The following is a 22,009-nucleotide window of genomic DNA, read 5'->3' on the forward strand; positions in this document are numbered from 1 at the left end:
TTAAAAAAAGAAAAATAAATTTTTCCAGATAAATATTTTTGGACTCTGATACTGCTTACTTAAAAAAGCTTGCTCGGTCAAGTATTAACCTAAGAAGATTGGGTTTTAGAAAAGTGGAGAAAGACATCACTTTTTCAGTGCCAGAGTCAAGCCATCTGCGATCGCTACTAAACTCAGACTAACTCGCGCGTCTTGATGGAGCTTTTGATTAAAGGCACGAATCCTTTTAGTTCTATTATCCTGCACTTGGGGGTCGGCAACCCTGCCTGACCAGAGGACATTATCGATCGCAATTAGTCCCCCCGGCCGCACTAATTGCAGCGATCGCTCATAATAAGCATCATAGTTGCTCTTATCTGCATCGATGAAAGCAAAATCAAAGCTTTCCGCTTCTCCCGTTGCGAGTAACCGATCTAAAGTTTCCAGGGCTGGGGCAATGTGCAGTTGAATTTTATCCGCCACTCCAGCTTGCTGCCAATAACGCCGAGCGATCGTTGTAAATTCTTCACTCACATCACAGCCTACCACCTTCCCATCCTTCGGTAACGCCAATGCCACCACCAGGGAACTGTAACCAGTAAATACCCCAACTTCCAGAGTTTTTTTCGCTCCCAGCAACTGCACTAATAACGCCAAAAATTGCCCCTGTTCAGGAGCAATCTGCATTCTCCCGACTGGATGCTGGGCTGTTTCCTGTCTCAGTTGGGTTAAAATCTCTGGCTCTCGGAGAGACACTGATAGTAAATAGTCATAGAGATTTTGTTCCAGTCCTAGTGTTTGAGTTGTCATAACGTTCATTCCTTATTTTTGGTGACATACTCCACACACTCCCCTTTCAGGGTGAGTGTGGGCTTCTCAAAGACTCTTCTCTAAACTTACCAGTAAAATATTAGACCTCTTAGCTATCCCAACGCATTTGTTATTTCGGCGAACGCATTTGTTATTTCGGCGAACGCATTTGTTATTTCGGCGAACTCATTTGTTATTTCGGCGAACTCATTTGTTATTTCGGCGAACGCATTTGTTATTTCGGCGAACTCATTTGTTATTTCAGCGAACTCATTTGTTATTTCAGCGAACTCATTTGTTATTTCAGCGAACTCATTTGTTATTTCGGCGAACGCATTTGTTATTTCAGCGAACGCATTTGTTATTTCGGCGAACGCATTTGTTATTTCGGCGTATCCATAAAGCACCCTCCTAAACTACTAGAAGAGTTAAAACCTATACTGGTCATACTTGTGTGTACACCGTAGCTTAAAAAAGGGGGGGACTAGAATCAAAGTCCCCCTTTATAAGGGGGATTTAGGGGGATCTTCAACGATTTTGGTTTTGTACAGAGATGTGTGTACACCGTAGCCTTTGCAAGGGGAGGGTTAGGGTGGGGTAAAACTAACGCTCAAACCCAGATGAGTAAGCTATTTCAGGCTTGTGTGTACACCGTAGCCCAAGGATGGGAAAGGGATTTAGGGTCAGGGCAATTAATTCCATGCAAGAGGTCTATTCAAGCTGTCGTCTGGAATAAGGCTCGACTGTTGTGTAAGAACTTCATAGCTGAACTTTGATGACCTAGAGGTTTTTCTCATGCCTATCGATCTATTAAGCCGCAAAAAAACTCATTTTGTCTTGTGGCGTGTCGGTGCTTCAGAACTAGCTCCCACTCTCTACATTGGCAACACGACTCCCGAAAGCCCAGACAGATTAGCTAAATTTAGAGAAATTCCGCTTCGTCAATCAGCAGAATTTCCAGAATTGTGGGAAGTTTCGGCTCAAGAGTCTGGTTTGACTGAAGGAAAGGTTTACTTTTACTGGTTTAAAGTCCGCAACTCAGACCCCTACAGTTCTGCTAATATTAACCAAACTCTCTACTGCACAGATCCAACAGCGACCACTGTAGATCGACGCTTTCCTGCACCAACGCCGTCAGAATCGGGAGGCGTTACTAGCTTTGATCCGGCAAGCGTCGTGCTTTATCAAAATGGAACGCTGATTCCCTGCGATCCCGAAGGGCAAACTGTAAATTGGGAAGGCGATGCTCCTTTAGAGACACTGCCAACCAATAATCAATTGGTGATTTACGAATTACCAACCCGATGGACAAAGATTAGCTCAAATGGATTAATTGAAGAAGGAACTGGTACATTTCGTGACGTACTGGCACTGTTGATCCCAGAAGCGATCGCTCCGACTTTTCCGATGATTACCGCCTTGAAGAACCGCGCTCATCTTGCAGAACTGGGAATCAACGCCTTAGAACTTCTGCCACCAGAAGATAGTGATGATAATCTCAATTGGGGCTATGGTACAGCAAATTATTTTGCCGCAGATTTTGACTTGGGTCATCCAGATAGCCAGTCAGCACCGACTGCTTCAACTGATTTAGCTCATCTGATTAAAGTCTGCCATCAGCAAGGGTTGCGCTTTTTTGTGGATGTGGTGATGGCATTCTCGCGGAATAATCCTTACCATAACGTTAATTTTTTGGAATTTTATATCAAATGGGCCAGTGGCGATCCAGAACAAGGGTCAAGAGATGGCTTTGGTGGGGATTTATTTAAGTACAACTATTGGGTAGAGGGCTATAATCCCACTACTGGGCAAAAGTCCAGGCTTGTGCCAGCCCGTGAATACTTAAAAGCCCATATAGCCCACTGGTTAGAATACTATCGGGTTGATGGTCTGCGCTTGGATAGCGTGAACAATATTGCCAACTATGACTTTTTGCAAGAATTTAAGGATTTTGCCCGCACCCTTTGGGACAAAAGAGGCGGAAGCGGCGATCGCTTCCTCGTAGTTGGCGAAGAGTTGAGTGTACCCCTATCTCTGATCAAACAAAATCGTCTGGATGGACTTTGGAATGAAAAATTTAAGCAAATCATCCGACAAGTGATTTTAGGTAAGAATGCCTGGGATGAACCTAGCTTTGAATGGAGTATCCGCAAACTAATTGATTGTCGAAACTTAGGCTTTACAGATGGCTCTCAGGCGGTCAACTATATAACTTCCCATGATGTTGGCGGTTATGGTAATGAGCGTTTCTTCAACTACCTGGTTAGTAATGGAATTGCTAATACTGAACCGCGCATTAAGTTAGCATTTGTATCCCTGCTTACCTCTGTTGGAATTCCCATGATCCTTGCCGGAGACGAATTTGCCGATCAGCAAGATTTGCCTCCAACAGATGACCATAAACAGATTGATCCAGTTAACTACAGCCGTGTGAAAGATGATTGGCGGCAACGCATTTTCCAATACGTTGCAAGGTTAGTTCGCTTGCGTAAGACTTCCGAAGCTTTAGCTGTGAATGATACTAAGTTTATTCATGTTGACTTTAATGATGGTAAGCGAGTTCTAGTCTGGCAGCGTGGTAATAAAGCCGATCAATTAGTAGTTGTAGTAGCGAATTTCTCCGACTACGGTACTCCTCCTGCTTCTGAGTACAGAGTACCGAATTGGCCTACAACCCCAGTTGGCAAACAGTGGAAGGAAATTACTCAAGAGCGGATAGTTCCATCAGAATGGGTAGGCAGAGAAGGTATCTTCCCGTGGGAAGCGAAAGTGTACGCTCTAGTTTAATCTTAGGGATTTCCAAGGAATAAATTATCCCAATAAACGAACCACAGAGACAAGGCAGCGCAGTCTTCTCCCAAAGGGAGAGGCTAGCGCCAAGGGGGTTTCCCCCATGAGCGACTGCCGCGCGCAGAGAAGCCAGTGCGCCCTTGCGGTTCCCCGACTTGTAGCAACTGGCGCAACACAGAGAGAGGAGAGATCAAGAGGATTTTTGCGTCAGTTTTGGGATATTTTTTTATTTGGAAGTCCCTTAATGCTGCCCGGTTAAATCTGAAACTCTTATTTCTTTGTGTCCTTTGCGTCCTTTGCGGTTCGTTTTTTGATGATTTTGCGTAAGTCCTGGATCTATCGGCCATGTAGATTGCAATTATTATGCAATTAACCAGCGCCCAGACATTCTATATGTAGATATATATTGCATACCAAGGCTTTGCTTGAGTTACTACCCTAAACCCTTCTAGAATAAAAACTATTGTAGGGAAATTGTATTAATAAACATTACTTATATTCTGGGAGGTATGATGAGCCGTCCAATAATTCTTGGTATTGTCGGCGATAGCGCTGCTGGGAAAACAACACTGACGCGGGGAATCGCTCAGGCACTCGGCCCAGAAAATGTCACAATCATCTGTACAGATGATTATCACCGTTACGATCGCCAACAACGTGCAGAAATTGGCATCACTGCCCTTCACCCAGACTGCAATTACTTAGATATTATGCAGCAACACCTATCGTTGCTACGTACGGGACAGCCAATTCTTAAGCCAGTTTACAGCCATAAAACAGGCACATTCGAGCCACCGCAGTATATCAAGCCCGGTAAATTTGTGATTATTGAGGGATTACTCGGTTATTCTACTCGTGCCGCCCGTGATTCTTACGATGTTAAAGTCTATCTTGCACCTCCTGAAGAAGTACGCGCTAAATGGAAAGTCAAGCGAGATACACAAAAGCGGGGCTACACTCCTGAACAGGTGCTAGCAGAACTAGAAAAGCGCGAACCAGACTCAGCCCAGTTTATCCGTCCGCAACGGCAATGGTCTGATATAGTCATTAGTTTCTATCCACCCACCGATGAAGCGGACGAAACTAATGGACACCTGAATGTCCGACTGGTACTGCGTCCGACAATTCCCCATCCAGATTTCACCGTAATTACTAATTCTAGCTATGGTAATTCTGACTCAGCCATCCGCTTGGGGCTTGACAGAGATATGTGTAAGCCGGTAGATGTCTTAGAAGTTGATGGTCATGCCACCTTAGAACAAGTGAATAAGCTAGAGCATATTATTTGTTCTGATATGCCACATCTGCGAAGTATTTGCGATCGCGAAAGTAATCCCGAACTGGGTAAAATTGCTGGTACAACTGGGGAGACATTGCAAAGTTACCCTCTTGCTCTCACCCAGCTAATTATTACCTACCACATGCTGAAAGCAACGCAAATTTATCAATAATCAGCGAAGATGAAGGGAGGGATTTAAGTTGCTGGTGTAGACGCGATGCCTACGGCGATAAAGTACGCACTTTACTAACTACTCAAATTTTAGATATTGCTCATGATTGTGCTTTGACGGCTAAAATCTCTAGAGGAATCATATTTGATTTCTGAAAAAACTCAGTGCAACTTAAAAAGGCTTCTTCCCTACTCCCCACTCCCTATCTACGCAAATAATTTCATAAATCAAATCGGATTGCTGTATTAGGGATTAAAACCTCCCAAGTAACTTTGGTGCGACAAGAAAACATCAAATTGCAATCAACTAAAATCCCTATTAGGGATTGAAACCTGCGTAATTGTACATGAAGAGTGTTAGATAGTCAAGCATAGAAATGAGGAGCAGGGAGCAGGGGGAGCAGGGGGAGCAGGGGAAGATGAGGGGACAAGGGGGATAAGGAGAATAAATCCATCCCCAATTCCCAATTCCCAATTCCCAATTCCCAATTATGATATGTCTATTTTTTCATTTTTCTTTTTCTTAAAAGGAATCCGAACCAAGTTGTAAGCACCCTTAGTCGATAAACTCTTGTAATCATCTGGCTGTAATTCCATTTGTAAAAACCTTTTCTGTTCAGCCAATAGCAGCACAGAGGGAGGCTTTAATCCTTTGGCAGCCTGGTTTTTAATATGCTCTATAGCTTCTTGGGGAAATCCTAAATAATTTACATGAATGTGGCTGTAAAATACCACACTGGGCTTTTTGAAGCCAAGCATGATCAATTCTTCATTTGGTTGTTTTGCTTCTAGGATAACGGCAGACAATTCCCTTAAGGGTAATTGACGTTCTCGATCAATGAAAAACGAAGCAGGTGTTAAGACAAAAATTATAAACGCCACAAGCCCTAGCAAATTAATCCCAATAACGTAGTTCCAACGGCGACTCAGTAAGAAACCCGCAACTAAAACGGCACAAACCAGCCAAATTACGCCGCCTATTACTGGTAAACCAGATTTTTGAAGTAGTTCGTGGAAGTTGCTTATAGCTGGATCGCTGCCTAATATGTGGGTTAGGTTAAACAATGCTGTTGCAAGTACTGATAAAAATACTACATTCAACCAACCACTCATTCGGAGAAAAGTAGGAGAGGAGAAAACAGGAATTGTTTGTCTGTCTTCTGTATCGTGGAAAAAGTCGCTCCATAACAGCGCCACTAGGATGGCTGCTGCTGGCATTAAAGGCAATACATAGCTAGGGAGCTTGGTGACAGCAATGCAGAAAAAGCCAAAGATGCTAGCAAACCAGAACCAGGCGAATAAACCAAACTGCTGAAAACGTTCAAGCGATCGCAAGTGCGATCGCTGCCAAAACTTCAGCCTGATTATTGCCACTGGTATATACACTGAGCATGGTGCAAAACCTAGTAGCACAATTATAAAGTAAAAATACCAAGGTGCTGAGTGACCATTAACTACTTCTGTAAAGCGTTCCAGGTTGTGATAACCAAAAAAGGAGTTAATGTAATCCCAGCCATTGCGCCAAATTACTAAAGCATACCAGGGCACTGATAAGCCGAAAATTATCAGCATACCTACGAGGAGGCGCATTTCCCGCAATACTTCTCGAAACCTTCCTACATAAAGCAAAAATGCCCCAATAATTATCCCAGGCAAGACAATTCCCACTGGGCCTTTAGTCAAAATTGCACCTGAAATTAGCACATAAAAAGCTAAGTACCACTTATTAGGGAATAGGGCATGAGGCATTGGGGATTGAGCATTAGGAATTGGGGATGGATTTATTCTCCTTGTCCCCTCATCTTCCCCTGCTCCCCCTGCTCCCCCTGCCCCCTGCTCCCTGCCCCCTGCCCCCTGCTCCCTGCTCTCTTCCTTCCCTGCGTAACCTAGAAAGAAACATAACAAAGCTGATGCCATACATCCGGTGAGCAGCATATCAGAGACACCCGTTCTTGCCCAAATAATAGTTTCGGGATTGAGTGCCATCAGCGCTGCGGCTGTAAAAGATGTTAAGTAGCGGCGAATAGGACGTGAAACTTGCTCTAATTCATCTTGTTTAGCCAAATACCAGTGTACGGTGTAAAAAGCTAAACAAATTAAGCCGAATGCGGCGATCGCAGAAGGAAGGCGTACTGCCCACTCATTCACCCCAATAATTGCATAAGCGATCGCTTGACACCAGTAAATTAAAGCAGGTTTATCGAAACGAGTGTCACCATTGAAAAATGGGGTAATCCAATCACCTGTAACGAACATCTGACGGGAAGCTTCGGCAAACAACGGCTCTGTCTCATCAATCAAGCCAATGTTGCCCAAATTCCACCCAAAAGCTATCCAGCCAATCGCCACTAACCACAAAATCGACGCAGTTACACTCAGGGCTGGATTATTTGCTATTTTGTTGAACCACCGATCAACAGTGTGCTTAACACTCAATTTCATGCTCATTAGTCAATAGTCAACAATCACTACTCAATAGTCGTTAGTTATCTATCTTTTGTTCTTCGAAGTTTTCAATTCAATAATTTTTCTCCACTCAGTACTCTACCAACTCTAAGGTAAGCATCACCTACAATGTCAAAATAAAGTCAAAATTTTATTTTGAGCAAACGCTAAACAATGCCCACCCGACAAAAATCGCTTTCAAAGTCAGCATGGGCTAAACCCTAGCTATCCGCTAATAAGTAAGTCGGCGCAAATAAATTAAAGTTCGTAGTTGGGACTAAAGTCCTGATAATCCCTGTTTTGAGCGATTCATCGCTCACTACGAACTAGTACAGTGCGGCGGAAATAAACCACCTATTCCAAATCAATGAAACCCTCATGCTGTATTCATTTTTAATTTTTAATTTTTAATTCCGCCCTGCGGTACTAGGATCTTATTTTATGTTTAATTATGCCTACCTACTTAGTACTTCTAACTATGGACTCAGCACTAGTTGCCATTCTTGATTTTGGGAATTCCATTTAGGTAATTGAGTTTCACCAACAACATAGGGGCCCCAGTAACGACGGGAGCCATCTTGTGCAAAAGCAACTAAAATGTCTCCCTTCTCCAGTTTTAAATTATTCTGAGGTAGGGATAAAATCAGTCCCTTCTCACTACCTTCTTGAGGAGCAAAATCCCAATGTGCTGGTACATCATAGTGAGTCTGTTTAGTACTAGAGCCTTTTGTTACCGACTGTCGCGCCAGTAAAGCTAACCGCACAGGCTGATTTGTTTGATTGCTCATCCGCAAAGTGCCTTGATATTTGACTTTGCTTGCTGATTTATCTCGCTCTGCCAAGACAGGAGAAGTGTTATCTTTAATACTATGTTCTACTTGATTGCTTGGAGTAGATAGATTAGTAGAAGTACTTTTTTCAGATGGAACAGCTTTAGAGGATGTTGTTTCCCACCCTTGAGTTTCAGTTGGCAGTTGTGAAGATGTATCTGGGTTTGTGGAATCAAAGGATACACTCACTCCTAAGCATCCCACCAAAGCAACAAGCAGTCCCAAGCAACAAGCTGTAACACCGACGTTACGATATACTGAAGATTTCATATTGATAGTTATTAGAAATAAATATTTTGTCTAGGCTTGACCAAATAGTAGCCTATTATCACAAAAGCTAATCATAGAAAGTAGCCTAATATATACTTTCCTAAAATTAAGGAACCGAATGTATTATAAATATCATTTTGATGAGAAAATATTTGTAGGTAATTATTTCTTTTATATTTGACAAACAAGGGGTACAGACACCCATTGTTTTGTGTATTAACCGTAGGCTTGGATAAAAACAAGAAAATTTGATACAGATCCAGCCAATTCATTTGCATGAAAAGCAAAAATTTTCTGAAACTGCTAGCGGCTTCAACAAGGCCTTATTCGCCAAACCTTAGATAAATCTAAGATGTATATTTCATCTTGCGTTACAATAAGCACCCTTTGAAGGGATTTTAGTTCCTGAAAGATGATCGGATGTGCAAATTTGAATTCCGCTGGAGTTCCGGCATATATCTATAATATTAACAAATAAGCTTCGGCTAAAACCTAATATCCTCTTTGAATATAGAAATATTTGAAGATATCTTGACTTTCACCCAGAAGTCTATGTGATGCAAAATACTCGTCTCAATAACTTATTGGATGCCATTGCTACACGCTTGGGTCAATGGTTTTTAAATCCTTGGCGGCGGCTATCGTTGCTGATAATTAGTTTTCTGTTCGGTTTTTTTCTAGGAAATGCAGTTTCCACAACAGCCGGTCAACGGGCAGAATTAGACATTGTAGTAGCTGGGTTTTTAGTAGTATTGACGGAAATTGCTAGTAGGATATTTTACAGTCAGAGCTTTTTCGTTAAGCGATCGCTCTTGGTAGACTCACTAAATCTTCTTAAAATTGGTTTCACTTACAGCCTATTTCTCGAAGCCTTTAAGCTGGGATCGTGAGAAGAGGCAGGGGGCAGGGAGCAGGGGGAAATTATGAGTTGGTGGCTGGGTGAAATTTTAGCAACGGATGCGATGGGGGAAACTTGGCAGCAGCAAGCTAGAGTTGCTGCACTAGCAGATAGGTTAAGGGCTAAAGCTTTTGGGATTACGCCGGAAAATGTCGATGAAGCGATCGCTTTTCGAGCGCATTTACTAAAATCCGTCTTCCCAGCTTTTAACGAATTCTGCCAAACTACGCTGCACATCGAACCCAAGGAAATGTTACAAGTTTTGTGGGACTTGTGGCTGCCTTTGGGGATCAAACTAGCATCGCAGCGCCAAAAGTTGGAACGCCCTTTGATTCAGGGAATCTTGGGAGGACAAGGCACTGGTAAAACTACAATGTCTAAGATTCTCAGCTTGATTCTGAATCAGTTGGGATACCGGACTGTGAGCTTGTCTTTGGATGACTTATATAAAACTTACAGCGATCGCTTGGTTTTAACACAACAAGATCCCCGCTTAATTTGGCGTGGCCCACCAGGAACCCACGATGTAGATTTAGGCTTAGATGTACTAGAGCAAATCCGCCAGTCGCAAAGTCCAGTTATGATTCCCCGTTTTGATAAATCTGCACACAGAGGCGCTGGCGATCGCACTACTCCAGAGATGGTAACAGATGTAGATATTGTAATATTTGAAGGTTGGTTTGTGGGTGTCCGACCAATTAACGCAGATGTATTTGATACTGCACCGCCGCCAATTATCACAGACGAGGATAGAGCATTTGCCCGTGATATGAATCGTCGCCTCCACGATTATTTACCACTGTGGGAACGATTAGACAGCTTACTTGTGCTGTATCCAACCGATTATCGCTGTTCTTTAGAGTGGCGCAAACAGGCGGAACAGCAGATGATTGCTGTGGGGAAATCGGGGATGAGCAATGCAGAGATAGAGCAATTTGTCAATTATTTTTGGCGATCGCTTCACCCGGAATTATTTATCAAGCCGTTGGTAAAAGATGCAACAGTGGTTGACTTGGTGATTGAGATCCATGCCGATCATAGCTTTGGGGAAGTTTATTGCGATCGCACTTAGGGCGTTACTTCTCAAGCAAATCAGGTAAAAACACTATAATTTGCTTAAAGCGTGATTTATCCTACTCCTTAGACCAAAAATGCCAGAGGTATAGTTAAAGCTTTTCTTTTCTTACTCTCACAAAGACGAAGCTCTGCGGGATGAACTAGCTAAACACCTGGCCATATTAGAATGGCAAAGTGTGATTTCAAGCTGGTGCGATCGCAGGATACTACCTGGAGAGGAGTGGGATTACCAAATTAATGATAATTTAAACACCGCCGACATTATTCTGTTGCTAGGCATAAATTCTCTTTTAAAGCTGACAAATTGCTTTTAAAACTTGTAGCAAATGACTTGAACGCTCTCTTTCCATTAAATTTAATTCTGGTAACAGATAATAAATAGGGGGATTTCCTTGTTCGATATAGACAAACTGATAACTTCTACCATTAGTCGTTAATCCCCAAACTGATTTTTGATTATCTAAATTTTTATAAGCATAGGTCAGTAGCTGAGGTAAACCTGTTGATATATCAATCTGACTATTTTTAGATTCAATTAACAGTACCCAAAAATATGTTTGAGGTTTTGTATGTTTAGCTTTACTAATAGCTAAAATATCAAATCTTCCTTTAATTTTGATATCTTCATCTTCAACTTCAATATTAGCAATATTCTCTTCCAAAACAATCTCGATAGGATAGCGATAAAAACCAGCTAACCTTAGTAAAGGCGCAACTCCAAGAAACTTAACTTGACCTTCAGAAACTTTACCTGCTGTCAGATATCTATCAAAATCATGCTGAATTTGTTTGAGTTCCTGTTGTTCTGCTTCAGTGAGAGGTTCCAGAGATAAGTAGTTAGAAAACGAGTCATTGTACTGTTTTTGAAAGCCAAACAGACGATGAACTTCTTCTAAGGATAAATTACGAGCGTTGAGAATTGTCATATATTTTTCCTTGATTAAGGTGCAACTCAATCCAAACGACTTATAGCAGTCCTAAATCATTTGTGAAAATTATATATCTCCTTCTTCTTTCTTCCCTTTGCGTACTTTGCGTACTTGGCGGTTCGTTTCCTTCTCTATATTTTTCATAAATCAAATAGGACTGCTATATATAAAACCTATTTTAACCCTTGGTTGAGTGACCAAATTCGTTAAGCTACAACGAAAAATATTTATCAGTTAATCAAATATTAATCCTCAAGAAACTCCTCTTTAACTTCTTAACTCTGTGTTCTCTGTGCCTCTGTGGTTAAATAAAAAGCTTTTAAACCGCAGAGGCGCGGAGGACGCAGAGAGAAAAAGAGATTCTAGAAGTATATTAGCCCAGCCTTTTTTTAACTTCCTCAGCCAAATCTACCAGTAACACTTCTACTTGCTCACCTGTTTTCAAATCTTTCAGCGAAGACTTTTGCGCTGCTGCTTCCTCAGAACCAATAATTACACAAAATTGAATTCCTTGCTTATCGGCTAGCTGAAATTGCTTACCCAAGGGACGCTTATCAAAGTTGGTGATAACATTAATTCCAGCCTGACGCAGATTTTGCGAAACTTTTAAATAAGTTGGCATTAAATCTTCTTGCATATTCACTACCATTACCTGGGCTGGTGTAGCGGCTAAGGTACTAAGAATACCAGCTTTTAACAAGCGGCTAATTAAGCGAGTTAAGCCGATAGAAATGCCGACACCAGGCATTTTCTCACCCAAAAATACCCCAACTAATTCTTCATATCTCCCGCCAGAACAGATACTACCTAAAGCTTCATGTCCTAATAAGGTTGTTTCGTAAACTGTGCCAGTATAGTAATCAAGTCCACGAGCAATGGATAAATCAATACAGAAACGATTTTCGGCAACTCCGAGATTACGCACCCCAGCAATTACTGTTTCTAATTCACTAATTCCCAGATTTAATTGCTCGGTTTCAGGTAGATTTTGGGCGAGATATTTAAGTTTATCTAATACTTCATCAACGGAACCATCTATTTTAATAAAATCAATAATTTTTTGAGTCTGTTCTCCTGAAACTACCTGTTTCTCTAATTCTTGCTTTACTTTACTTTCACCAATTTTTTCTAAATTATCAACAATACTAATACACGATTTAATTTTATCTTCTGTGATTCCCACTGACTTAAAAAAACCTGTCAGAACTTTGCGATTATTGATGCGAATCAGAAAATTACCGATATTAATTGCTTCAAATATCTCTGTGATAATTGCAGGCATTTGAGCATCATAAAGCAAGCTGAGTTCCTTACGAGCAACTACATCAATATCGCACTGACGAAACTGACGAAAACGCCCATCTTTCGCTCGTTCTCCCCGAAAAACCATATCTGTTTGGTAACGGGCAAAGGGAAAGATTAACTCATTTAGATGACGAGCAATATAAGCTGCTAATGGAACTGTTTGATCGAATTTTAAAGCTCTTGCTTCCGAACCAGTTTCACCCGATTTATCTCTCTCGGCTTGTCGATTTGGTGGCAGGATGGGATCAATGCCATAAATGATATTGTCGCCTTGATTACCTTTAGCTTGCAGCACTTCTAAACGCTCGACAGCAGGTGTTTCTATGGGCGTAAATCCATAGCTTTCAAAAACTTTACGGATGATATCTAGCAAATATAATTCTAGACGCTTTTCATTAGGTAGAAATTCAGGGAAACCGCTAGGAGTAGAAAAGTTTATTTTGTCACCTTTTGCCATGCGTGTACCTTATTAAGTTGAAGTTTGAGATGGAAGTCTGACGAATGCAAGTCGTGTCTACACAAACAAAGTCCGCATGCGCGGACTGGAGAATAATGAATGATTATGTTTAAGAACAGAAGTTTCTATCTTAGCCGTTCTTCTTGAATTAAGGTGCGTTGAAATATTTTATTGTTCTTAAACCAATGCCAAGTCCGGGCACGATTGTTATTATCAGGACTAATGTAGATCATTTCATATAAGCTCAATTCTGGGTTTGTTTTGTAACTAAACCACAAAATAACAACAGAATCATCAGCTTCCCAGGCTTTTCCGTCAATGCGATCGGTATCAAACCACAACTTATTATCTTTATAACTTCCTGGAAATTCATATTCTTCTCGTTTCCCATCAGACCACTTATACCGATTGATTTGATAGTAGGGATGAGGGCCATTTTCTGGAAATTGACAGGTTAAGTGAGACTCATAACTGTCAAGAATTTTTCCTGTTGTATCAACTAATGTATAAGTTCCTACCCAATCTCCCTGATGACGGAAAAGTACGGGCATTTCTTCTCGAATATTTGACATTGTAATTCACCTCTTAAAAACCGTTTTTTTGACAGTACTTATACTTCATTATCAAACCACCAAGGGTCATTAGTAGCGTTTGTTTTAATTAAGATAGCTTTTTTTCGCATAAACCGTTTCAGTGCAGCACCACCCATGCGTGAACCTCCCATACCGGAGAATTTAAAGGCGTTTTTCTCTCCCTCATGCATGATGGCGGTGAGTGCAGCATCGTTGATACTAATAGCACCAGCGTCTATCTGCTGGGCAATTTCTAAGGCTTTGGCTTCCGAGGCGAAGACAGCAGCACTTAATCCGTAAGTCGAATCGTTCGCTAAAGACACCGCTTCTTCAACTGTGGAAAAAGGCATTATTGGCATTATCGGGCCAAAAGTCTCTTCGGTCATCACTTTCATGGAATGATTAACCTGGGTGAGAACTGTCGGACGACACCACCAACCCCCACCTAAGTCTTCAACTACACCGCCGCAGTGAATTACTGCTCCCTTTTCCACCGCATCTAGGAGATGATCGCTAATAATTGCTGCTTGTCTTTCGGCGATGATGGGGCCAATTTCTCCACTTTCAACGGTAGGGTAGGCTAGCTGGAGGCGATGGGCTTTGGCTACTAATTGATGGTAAAACTTTTCAAATATGGAGTCAGCAACGTAAATCCGCTCAATTGATAAGCATGACTGTCCGGTGTTGACGACGGAACCCCACAAGATTGCTGAGGTTGCTAATTCTAAATTGGCTGATTCTAAAACGATCGCAGGATCTTTTCCTCCTAATTCTAAAAAAGCTGGAATAAACCGTTTAGCAGCCGCTTCTGCGACTTTTCGTCCTGTGGCTACACTACCCGTAAAGCACACTAAATCTACATTGTCAATCAAAATTGATCCGGTTGCACCTGCTCCTTCAACAAAAGTTAAGACATCGCGCAATTTGGGAACGGCGTTGATTGCTGTTGTCAGTGGTGCAACGAAGCGGGGAGCAATTTCACTCGGCTTGACAATAACAGCACAACCCGCCAGCAATGCCGGAATGGTATCAATGGTTGACAGCAATAGAGGAAAATTCCACGGGCTAATTATCCCAACTAGAGGGTAAGGAACAGAGCTTTGTTGTAAGGCGATAAAGGGAATTGCTGTATTTTTTGCAGAGTCTTGTAGCAATTCTGGCGCTAACTTACACCAGCGATCGATACTAGAGAGGAAAGAGTCTATTTCTAATACTGAGATTGATAATCTTCCCGTATCATTTACCAAAGCTTCCGTTAAGCGATCGCGCCCAGATAATATCGCTTCCTTCCACTGCTGTAAAGCTTCTATTCTTCCCTCTAAACCCAGTTTTTGCCAGCTAACTTGCGCCCGGCGCGATCGCTTACATTGCTGTGCCAGCAACCTTGGAGGCGGCGGGATAATTACGTAGTCAAATTTACCAGTTCGGGGATTGCGGACTTCTATTGGTTTTGTCATGGGGAAAGAGTTAGGAGTTAGGAGTTAGGAGTTAGGAGTTAAGAGTTAGGAGTTAAGAGTTAGGAGTTAGGAGTTATTATCTTTGTATTCCAATGCCCAATGCCCAATGCCCAATTCCCAAATTCAAATTATCCCCAGTTTTGCTAACCGCTCAATAGTGGCTTGCTGGGTTTGGAGGAAGTGTTTGCGGTCTACTTCTCCTTCCAGCATAGTATTAGCTGGGTAAAAGTGTGATTGGTGATAACTTTCGGCGTATAGTTCAAAGCGTTGGCGGGAAAGTAAATTATTTAACCCTGGTCGGCGGCGATCGCGGCGTAATGCTCCTAAATCAATCTCGGCAAATGCTGCCATGCTCTCACCTGCACCTGTTTCTGCTAAAATGATTCCCCGATGATCGATGATTTTAGAGCCACCGTCAGCCGAAGCTATAGGGATAGCAATATTAGCGATACCTGCGGTATTAGCAGAAACGACATAAGCCATATTTTCAACAGCGCGAGTGATTTTTGCTGCATCTTTAGGGGTGAGGTTTTTGTTATATACTTCCGAGGTGGAATGGACAAAAACCTCTGCGCCTCGCATCGCCAAACACCGCGCCACTTCTGGATACAAAATTTCTTCTGATGCTAAAGCGGCCAAATTACCGATCGCAGTTTTAGCAACGGGGAAAACTCCTTCTAAACCATAGCAGTCGAGATATTTATCCCAAACATCATGGGGAGTAGGAGCAAATAAGGAATTCAGCCGCCGATATCGCAAGACGATTGAGCCGGAGGGGTCAAGAATAAAGCAGGTTTGGAAGTACAATCCGGGAAAGTTAGGATCGACTTCGTAGGCATTCCCAGCTAAAAAGATTTTGTGCTTTTGAGCAATTTTACCAAGTGCTTCATACTCAGCACCAGCCATTTCTATACAGGCTTTTTCTGCCCAACCTGCTAAAGTATCTCCCATCGGAAAACCTGTCAGGAAATATTCTGGTAGGACAATTAAACGACAATCAAAGCCAATGAAGGCGATACTGGCAGCAATTTGTTGAGCTAGACGGTTGATCGAGTTTAGCATGAGCGATCGCGCTTCGTGGCGTAGACGTAGCCCACCAGAGGTATCGCTTGTTTGGTTGACTGCATGACAGGTAACTTGCAATGCTAAAGCGCGATAGGATTCTAAATTAGTCATGAGGCATTGGGCATTGGTCAGTTGTCTTTAAATTTTCTACAGAAGGGTCTAGATATAACTGAAAACGAGCCTCTAGTTTTTGACGGAGTTCTTTTGTAATCTCCCACAGATGCCCAAATACAGTTTTCTTGTCTAAATCAGTTGGTTGCTGAGTCATAGTTTGAGTTTGCGGCTTTTCTATAAACTTAATATTTAGTGTGACACTTTCTAGCACCTCGATCGTTGCCCAATATGGACAACATAATTTACCGAATTCAGGACTTTGGTAAACAGCCCATCAACTAAACCATGATAAAGCTATTGCGGCAACATCCTTTTTTTACAGCAGAGTTGCAGCAATCTGTATCAGTCGATGATTATTCATTTAGATGCTTTTGCCCTTAGTCTAAACCTCAGTGATCATACATACTGCAATTTTATGTAAAATTGTTTTATTATACTTAATTGTAAAAATACAAACAACTTTGTTCTTAAGTATAGACAAATTAGGAGAAAACCAAATATTAATAAGTTAGTTGTTTGATTATAAATACATATATGGCTTTTGATTTAGATGAAGCTTTTCAACTGGATATAGCTCAAGTTAATTTAAAAAAAGCACATTCAATAGTATTTAGTTTATATGATGACCCGAAAATTCCTTTTGTAATTTGGTTACTAGAGAACCCTAAGAGCCTATTGGCGTTACCTGGAAAAATTAGTCTGCGCCACCATGATTATATTCACATACTTTTAAGTAGAGGAATTTCTCCTCAAGATGAAGCCTTTGTAATAGGATTTACAATGGGTAATGACTTAAAAACCAATCAACTACATTTATTCATATATAAATTTTTTGCTAAATTTATATATCCAGCTCCTTATAAATTTTCAAAGTTAGACTTCATGAATTTTAACTTAGGATTTATCTATGGCAGAAAGATTAAAATTAAACAAATAAATGAGATTGATTTTAAAATGTATCAAAATGAAAATATCAGATACTTAAGAAACTTTTTCGGTATAAATACTGATGAAACGAAATTGATGCGAGAGTATTAAATGGGGTTAGTACTAATTAAAATGCATCTAAAAAAATAGTATGAGAATGCACCTACCTTATAAACTGAGATTTGTTTCTTCTCAACTTGTAACTGTAACAGTACTGCTGACATTGCTCTTATTTATTCCTCAAATTTGGCTCAACTGGCAAGCCTACCATAGCTTTAATAATATTGTTAAATATGAATTTAAGCTACAAATACTGAGTGATGAAATTACTTATCTTGATGAAGTATTAACGATGTCAGCCCGGATGAATGCTGCCACAGGTAACTTTATTTGGGAACAACGGTATCGCCAATTTGAACCTAAGCTAGATATTGCTATTAAAGAATCTATTAAACTTGCTCCTAAAGCATATAAAAATGAGGATGCCAAAATAATTGATACTGCTAATCAGCGCTTGGTTGCAATGGAATATCAATCTTTTAATTTAGTTAATAAAAATCAAAAAGACGAAGCAAAGCTACTGCTTTTTAGCAGCGAATATGAAAATAATAAACGCATTTATGCTAATGGTGTTGCCCAAAGAAAGCGTAACATTTCACTTCAGTTACAGCAGAAAATTGATGAATATTATCAAAGAATTTTTTGGGCAATTTTAGAATCTATTATAAGTTTAGTAATGCTGATTCCAGCATGGCTGTTAGTATTGCATTTATTGCAGCAATACTTAAAAGATAAAAAAATTGCTCAAGCCGCCTTAGAAGAAACTAATTCTAGATTGGAAATACAAGTTGCAGAGAGAACAGTAAAATTAAAATACAAAAATTTTCAACTAAAACAGACACTCAAAGAATTGCAACACACTCAAGTACAACTTGTTCAAACCGAGAAAATGTCTTCATTAGGTCAGTTAGTTGCGGGTGTTGCTCATGAAATCAATAATCCAGTTAATTTCATTTATGGCAACCTACTCCACCTTAGAGAATATAGTCAACAATTACTAACTTTAATTACCCTGTATCAGCAACAATGTTATAGTTATAGCCCAGAAATAACTACTCTACTTGATGAGATAGATTTAGAGTTTATTATTGATGATATGCCGAGAATATTATCATCAATGGCAATTGGTACTGAACGTATTCGCGAAATTGTACTAACTTTGCGTAACTTCTCGCGTCTTGATGAAGCAGAAATGAAATTTGTTGATATTCATGAAGGAATTAATAGTACCCTATTAATTTTACAGTATCGTCTCAAAGAAAATCATAACCAGCAGGAAATTACAATTATCAAAGATTATGGTAATTTGCCTCTTGTTGAATGTTATGCGGGAGGATTAAATCAGGTATTTATGAATATCTTAAGTAACGCTATTGATGCTTTATATCAACGGGAAACAGAGTGTTTAAAAGGAGAGATTGAAAAACAGCTTAGTTCTATTATTATCCATACTCAAGTTAAAAATAAAGAATACATAATTATTAGTATTAAAGATAATGGTTCAGGAATAACTAAGGAAGCTCAAACTAGATTATTTGACCCTTTCTTTACTACTAAACCTATAGGTAAAGGTACTGGCTTAGGATTATCTATTAGTTACCAGATTATAGTGGAAAAACATAAAGGGAAAATTAAGTGTATTTCTGCACCTGGTGAAGGTACAGAATTTGTGATTGAGATTCCTATCAATCAGACGCTGTAAGTAAATATATCAACTGTGCCTAGCTTTAGCGTAGTTCTGGGAAAGAAGTCTACACCTGTAACCGACCTTACATTACCACCGGAGTCTATATAATAGATTAATTATTTGTGGTCACACCTTTGACATAATATTGCAATGTCTTTGTCAATAGGATGTGCAATAGTTTACTCATCAAACTGATTAACGGAACTAGGCAGCTAACCCCTGCCTTTTTTAATCAATACCCTATAATACTGCATTTCCAACACAAATTTAGCATTAGCAAGCTTTAATTTCCTTGCTACTTAATTATGGGTGATTCCCCTTTACCTGAGAATTACTAATAGAAAATCCTCGGCGTGTGGGTTTAATACTAGCTAACTCCACCTGAAAACTTACCTTGTCGGTCATTTCCCCGCTTTTGGCTTCCAAAGTCCACTTACCAGGATGTAAATTCCAAAATAAAGAATTAGCTGAATTTGTATCTAACTTTTCCCCATTTAAGCGCCACTCTACCAGCGTAGATTTATTTCCCGCTAGCTTAAATTCGAGTTTTTGCTTCGCTTCTTCACTAGGATACACTAAGAATAAATCGCCATTATGCGGAGATAAAATTCTCAAATTATGAGAAACAAAACTCGATTGCTGTTGTTTTGCCAACCACTCATCATACTCTGGTGGTAAATTGAACTTGTTTTCGCCTTCGTAGGCAATTTTATCTTCTGGATAGAAATATTCTTGTACCACTGAGGTACAATCTGGTGTTGGTCGTAACCCCGAAATTGCACAAACAGGTAATTGCATTAAACCTTCTGGAGGCGGAAAAGCTGCTGGTTCTTGATGTTCGTGCAGGTGTAGCATAATCCGATTCCACAAAGGTGCAGCCCCTGTGACGCCTGAAACTTGTCGCATCGGTTCGCCGTTGAAATTGCCTACCCAAGTAGCGACGGTGTAATCGGTAGTGAAGCCAACTGTCCAAGTATCACGAAAATTGGAAGAAGTGCCAGTTTTAACAGCAACAGGAAAAGGTAAATTTAATACTGAGTCTACACCAAAGGCTGTTGCACGAGCGTGATTATCACTGAGGATGTTAGTAATTAATTGCCATATTGTGTGATTCGGGAGTGGGGAGTTTGTAGAGACGCGATTCATCGCGTCTGTAGGGAGTGGGGAATTGGAAAATGTGCTGACTAATGGGGTAGCATCTCCAAATCGTGCTAGAGTTAGATAGGCATGGGCTAATTCCCATAAACTGACTTCGCCGCTACCGAGAGTCAAACCTAAACCGTAATGTTCTGGGGTTTGATTGAGGTGTTCAAATCCTAGTTGATGCAGTCGTTCTAAGAAAGTTTCCACACCTACTTTTTCTAAAACCCTCACTGCGGGTACATTCAACGAATTTGCTAAGGCGATTCGCACTCGCACAGGGCCAAGAAACTTTTCGGTGTAATCGGTTGGGCTGTAAAGTTTCGCGCCGGGAATTGCATAACGGGCGGGGACATCTGCCAAAATGGTATTTGGGCGAATTAAACCTTTTTCTAAAGCTAATTCATAAACAAAAGGCTTGAGGGTAGAACCTGGTTGACGTAGTGCTTGCACTCCATCATTGCGTCCTAATTTTGTCTCATTAAAGTAATCAGGTGAACCGACATAAGCCAAAACTTCACCAGTGTGGTTATCAATCACCAACGTAGCTGCATCATGGACATTGTTGGGGGCTAGGGAAGAAATCACCTGTTGTACCTGTGCTTCGACAAACTGCTGTAAAGGGCGATTTATAGTCGTGCGGATGGGGGAATTTTCTTCTGTTTGCCCCTTATCAAACTGATTAGCTAACCAAAATAAAAAGTGGGGTGCGGCGATAATTCCCTGTGGGCGGTACTGAAACACAACTTTTTCGGTTTGTGTTCGGGCTGCGTAGCTTGCCGCCGTAGGCATCGCCTCATTTAGATACCCTTCCTGTACCATCCGATTAAGGACGTATTTTTGTCGCTGCTTTAACCGTTCCCAATGTTCATAAGGATTAAAGTATGTGGGATTATTGGGAATAGCAGCCAACAAACTAGCTTGGGCAAGATTTAACTCACTAGCTGGTATGGAAAAATAAGTCTGCGCGGCTGCTTCCACACCATATATATTCCCACCCATCGGCAGCCGATTAATATATGCAGAGAGAATTTCATCTTTATTCATCCCTGCTGCTAACCGCCAAGATAGCCAAATCTCACTCAGTTTACCAGAGAAGCTGCGGGGCACAGGATCTAACATCCGCGCCAACTGCATAGTAATAGTAGAAGCGCCGGAAACAATTCGTTTGGCATGGATGGCTTCTTTGCCGGCGCGGATAACAGCTTTCATATCCAACGCCCCATGATGGTAAAAGCTGCCATCTTCGGCGGCTAAAATGGCATGGATAAACTGCGGCGAAACTTGATTTAGCGAGACTACTGATGTATGTTCTTGGTCACGGGTGAGCAATGTTCCTAATGGTAAACCATTGCGATCGCTAAATTGCATTGCCAACTGATTTTGGGCAATATCTGTAGCCCTAACGGGTGCAAAATAAGGTAGTAAGCGTATAATTAGGCAGATTACCAGCACAGCGAGGATAAATTTGCTACCGTGCTTAAATTGGAGTAGCGATCGTAAAATTAGTTTCATCAGGGAATCCCTGCCCAAGAAAACCTACCTTAATTTTGACGCAGCGATTACATCTATATCAGTAAATATGTCAAATACTTAATAATTTATTTGAAATCACTTAGCAGATGTAAATTAATATTTGCAGAACTCAAATACTTATTAATAGTTAAGAATTGTAGTGATTTTTCGGAACAATCACAGGGTATTGGTTATCTATGTAAATAAACATAGTTAAATCCAAAGTCTGGGT

16 protein-coding genes and 1 pseudogene are annotated in these 22,009 nt (G+C 40.8%); 7 read left to right on the forward strand and 10 right to left on the reverse strand.

Annotation, left to right across the window (positions count from 1 at the left end):
• Positions 1–126 precede the first annotated feature (126 nt).
• Positions 127–789: a class I SAM-dependent methyltransferase gene (locus tag GTQ43_RS08905; protein ID WP_265272268.1), complete on the reverse strand. Its 663-nt coding sequence runs from the start codon at positions 787–789 to the stop codon at positions 127–129.
• A gap of 795 nt (positions 790–1,584) precedes the next feature.
• Here GTQ43_RS08905 and GTQ43_RS08910 point away from each other — a divergent pair.
• Positions 1,585–3,576, forward strand: a complete 1,992-nt coding sequence (locus GTQ43_RS08910; protein WP_265272269.1) for an alpha-amylase family glycosyl hydrolase — start codon at positions 1,585–1,587, stop codon at positions 3,574–3,576.
• Between the two features lie 515 nt (positions 3,577–4,091).
• Positions 4,092–5,030 carry a phosphoribulokinase gene (locus GTQ43_RS08915; RefSeq protein WP_265273712.1) on the forward strand — a complete coding sequence of 313 codons (939 nt, stop codon included), beginning with the start codon at positions 4,092–4,094 and terminating at the stop codon, positions 5,028–5,030.
• 488 nt (positions 5,031–5,518) lie between these two features.
• Here the strand turns inward: GTQ43_RS08915 and GTQ43_RS08920 are convergent, their stop codons facing one another.
• Positions 5,519–7,477 (reverse strand): ArnT family glycosyltransferase, encoded by a 1,959-nt coding sequence (locus GTQ43_RS08920; RefSeq protein WP_265272270.1) that lies wholly within the window; start codon positions 7,475–7,477, stop codon positions 5,519–5,521.
• A 473-nt stretch (positions 7,478–7,950) separates the two neighbouring features.
• On the reverse strand, positions 7,951–8,574 hold the full coding sequence (locus tag GTQ43_RS08925) for a hypothetical protein (RefSeq protein ID WP_265272271.1): 624 nt from the start codon (positions 8,572–8,574) through the stop codon (positions 7,951–7,953).
• 557 nt (positions 8,575–9,131) lie between these two features.
• On the opposite strand from GTQ43_RS08925, the gene GTQ43_RS08930 reads away from it, so the two are divergent.
• The 3 genes and pseudogenes from GTQ43_RS08930 to GTQ43_RS41725 all read left to right on the forward strand — a co-directional run.
• Positions 9,132–9,464 (forward strand): DUF565 domain-containing protein, encoded by a 333-nt coding sequence (locus GTQ43_RS08930; RefSeq protein ID WP_265272272.1) that lies wholly within the window; start codon positions 9,132–9,134, stop codon positions 9,462–9,464.
• A 33-nt stretch (positions 9,465–9,497) separates the two neighbouring features.
• Positions 9,498–10,544 carry a glycerate kinase gene (locus tag GTQ43_RS08935; RefSeq protein WP_265272273.1) on the forward strand — a complete coding sequence of 349 codons (1,047 nt, stop codon included), beginning with the start codon at positions 9,498–9,500 and terminating at the stop codon, positions 10,542–10,544.
• Positions 10,545–10,659: 115 nt separating this feature from the next.
• Positions 10,660–10,863, forward strand: a pseudogene (locus tag GTQ43_RS41725) (TIR domain-containing protein); the annotation flags it as partial.
• Here the strand turns inward: GTQ43_RS41725 and GTQ43_RS08940 are convergent.
• From GTQ43_RS08940 to GTQ43_RS08965, 6 genes are all read right to left on the reverse strand, one after another.
• Complete coding sequence (locus GTQ43_RS08940) at positions 10,840–11,475, reverse strand: restriction endonuclease subunit R (protein ID WP_265272274.1); 636 nt, start codon at positions 11,473–11,475, stop codon at positions 10,840–10,842. The pseudogene GTQ43_RS41725 and the gene GTQ43_RS08940 overlap by 24 nt on opposite strands.
• Before the next feature lie 376 nt (positions 11,476–11,851).
• Positions 11,852–13,240, reverse strand: coding sequence for a histidine--tRNA ligase (hisS, locus tag GTQ43_RS08945; RefSeq protein ID WP_265272275.1), 1,389 nt, complete (start codon positions 13,238–13,240; stop codon positions 11,852–11,854).
• 125 nt (positions 13,241–13,365) lie between these two features.
• A complete protein-coding gene (locus tag GTQ43_RS08950) occupies positions 13,366–13,812 on the reverse strand; it encodes a DUF3598 family protein (RefSeq protein WP_265272276.1) in 447 nt (148 codons plus the stop codon).
• A 38-nt stretch (positions 13,813–13,850) separates the two neighbouring features.
• Positions 13,851–15,269, reverse strand: a complete 1,419-nt coding sequence (locus GTQ43_RS08955) for an aldehyde dehydrogenase family protein (RefSeq protein ID WP_265272277.1) — start codon at positions 15,267–15,269, stop codon at positions 13,851–13,853.
• A 123-nt stretch (positions 15,270–15,392) separates the two neighbouring features.
• Positions 15,393–16,445, reverse strand: a complete 1,053-nt coding sequence (locus GTQ43_RS08960; RefSeq protein ID WP_265272278.1) for a nitrilase-related carbon-nitrogen hydrolase — start codon at positions 16,443–16,445, stop codon at positions 15,393–15,395.
• Positions 16,438–16,602 (reverse strand): hypothetical protein, encoded by a 165-nt coding sequence (locus GTQ43_RS08965; RefSeq protein WP_265272279.1) that lies wholly within the window; start codon positions 16,600–16,602, stop codon positions 16,438–16,440. Before GTQ43_RS08965 ends, GTQ43_RS08960 begins: the two co-directional genes overlap by 8 nt.
• A gap of 380 nt (positions 16,603–16,982) precedes the next feature.
• On the opposite strand from GTQ43_RS08965, the gene GTQ43_RS08970 reads away from it, so the two are divergent.
• Together GTQ43_RS08970 and GTQ43_RS08975 are read left to right on the forward strand one after the other, a co-directional pair.
• Positions 16,983–17,486 (forward strand): hypothetical protein, encoded by a 504-nt coding sequence (locus GTQ43_RS08970; protein WP_265272280.1) that lies wholly within the window; start codon positions 16,983–16,985, stop codon positions 17,484–17,486.
• Between the two features lie 46 nt (positions 17,487–17,532).
• A complete protein-coding gene (locus GTQ43_RS08975) occupies positions 17,533–19,137 on the forward strand; it encodes a sensor histidine kinase (protein ID WP_265273713.1) in 1,605 nt (534 codons plus the stop codon).
• A 288-nt stretch (positions 19,138–19,425) separates the two neighbouring features.
• Here the strand turns inward: GTQ43_RS08975 and pbpC are convergent, their stop codons facing one another.
• Positions 19,426–21,777, reverse strand: a complete 2,352-nt coding sequence (pbpC, locus tag GTQ43_RS08980) for a penicillin-binding protein 1C (protein WP_265272281.1) — start codon at positions 21,775–21,777, stop codon at positions 19,426–19,428.
• Positions 21,778–22,009 lie beyond the last annotated feature (232 nt).

Source organism: Nostoc sp. KVJ3 (genome assembly GCF_026127265.1).
Lineage (GTDB): Bacteria > Cyanobacteriota > Cyanobacteriia > Cyanobacteriales > Nostocaceae > Nostoc.

Bases quoted from the DNA above. Each gene is read 5' to 3' on its own strand.
- GTQ43_RS08950 (WP_265272276.1), bottom strand. From the start codon at position 13,812: ATGTCAAATATTCGAGAAGAAATGCCCGTACTTTTCCGTCATCAGGGA.
- GTQ43_RS08940 (WP_265272274.1), bottom strand. From the start codon at position 11,475: ATGACAATTCTCAACGCTCGTAATTTATCCTTAGAAGAAGTTCATCGT.
- GTQ43_RS08930 (WP_265272272.1), top strand. From the start codon at position 9,132: ATGCAAAATACTCGTCTCAATAACTTATTGGATGCCATTGCTACACGC.
- GTQ43_RS08905 (WP_265272268.1), bottom strand. From the start codon at position 789: ATGACAACTCAAACACTAGGACTGGAACAAAATCTCTATGACTATTTA.
- GTQ43_RS08960 (WP_265272278.1), bottom strand. From the start codon at position 16,445: ATGACTAATTTAGAATCCTATCGCGCTTTAGCATTGCAAGTTACCTGT.
- hisS (WP_265272275.1), bottom strand. From the start codon at position 13,240: ATGGCAAAAGGTGACAAAATAAACTTTTCTACTCCTAGCGGTTTCCCT.
- GTQ43_RS08925 (WP_265272271.1), bottom strand. From the start codon at position 8,574: ATGAAATCTTCAGTATATCGTAACGTCGGTGTTACAGCTTGTTGCTTG.
- GTQ43_RS08935 (WP_265272273.1), top strand. From the start codon at position 9,498: ATGAGTTGGTGGCTGGGTGAAATTTTAGCAACGGATGCGATGGGGGAA.
- GTQ43_RS08975 (WP_265273713.1), top strand. From the start codon at position 17,533: ATGCACCTACCTTATAAACTGAGATTTGTTTCTTCTCAACTTGTAACT.
- GTQ43_RS08915 (WP_265273712.1), top strand. From the start codon at position 4,092: ATGAGCCGTCCAATAATTCTTGGTATTGTCGGCGATAGCGCTGCTGGG.
- pbpC (WP_265272281.1), bottom strand. From the start codon at position 21,777: ATGAAACTAATTTTACGATCGCTACTCCAATTTAAGCACGGTAGCAAA.
- GTQ43_RS08920 (WP_265272270.1), bottom strand. From the start codon at position 7,477: ATGAGCATGAAATTGAGTGTTAAGCACACTGTTGATCGGTGGTTCAAC.
- GTQ43_RS08965 (WP_265272279.1), bottom strand. From the start codon at position 16,602: ATGACTCAGCAACCAACTGATTTAGACAAGAAAACTGTATTTGGGCAT.
- GTQ43_RS08970 (WP_265272280.1), top strand. From the start codon at position 16,983: ATGGCTTTTGATTTAGATGAAGCTTTTCAACTGGATATAGCTCAAGTT.
- GTQ43_RS08910 (WP_265272269.1), top strand. From the start codon at position 1,585: ATGCCTATCGATCTATTAAGCCGCAAAAAAACTCATTTTGTCTTGTGG.
- GTQ43_RS08955 (WP_265272277.1), bottom strand. From the start codon at position 15,269: ATGACAAAACCAATAGAAGTCCGCAATCCCCGAACTGGTAAATTTGAC.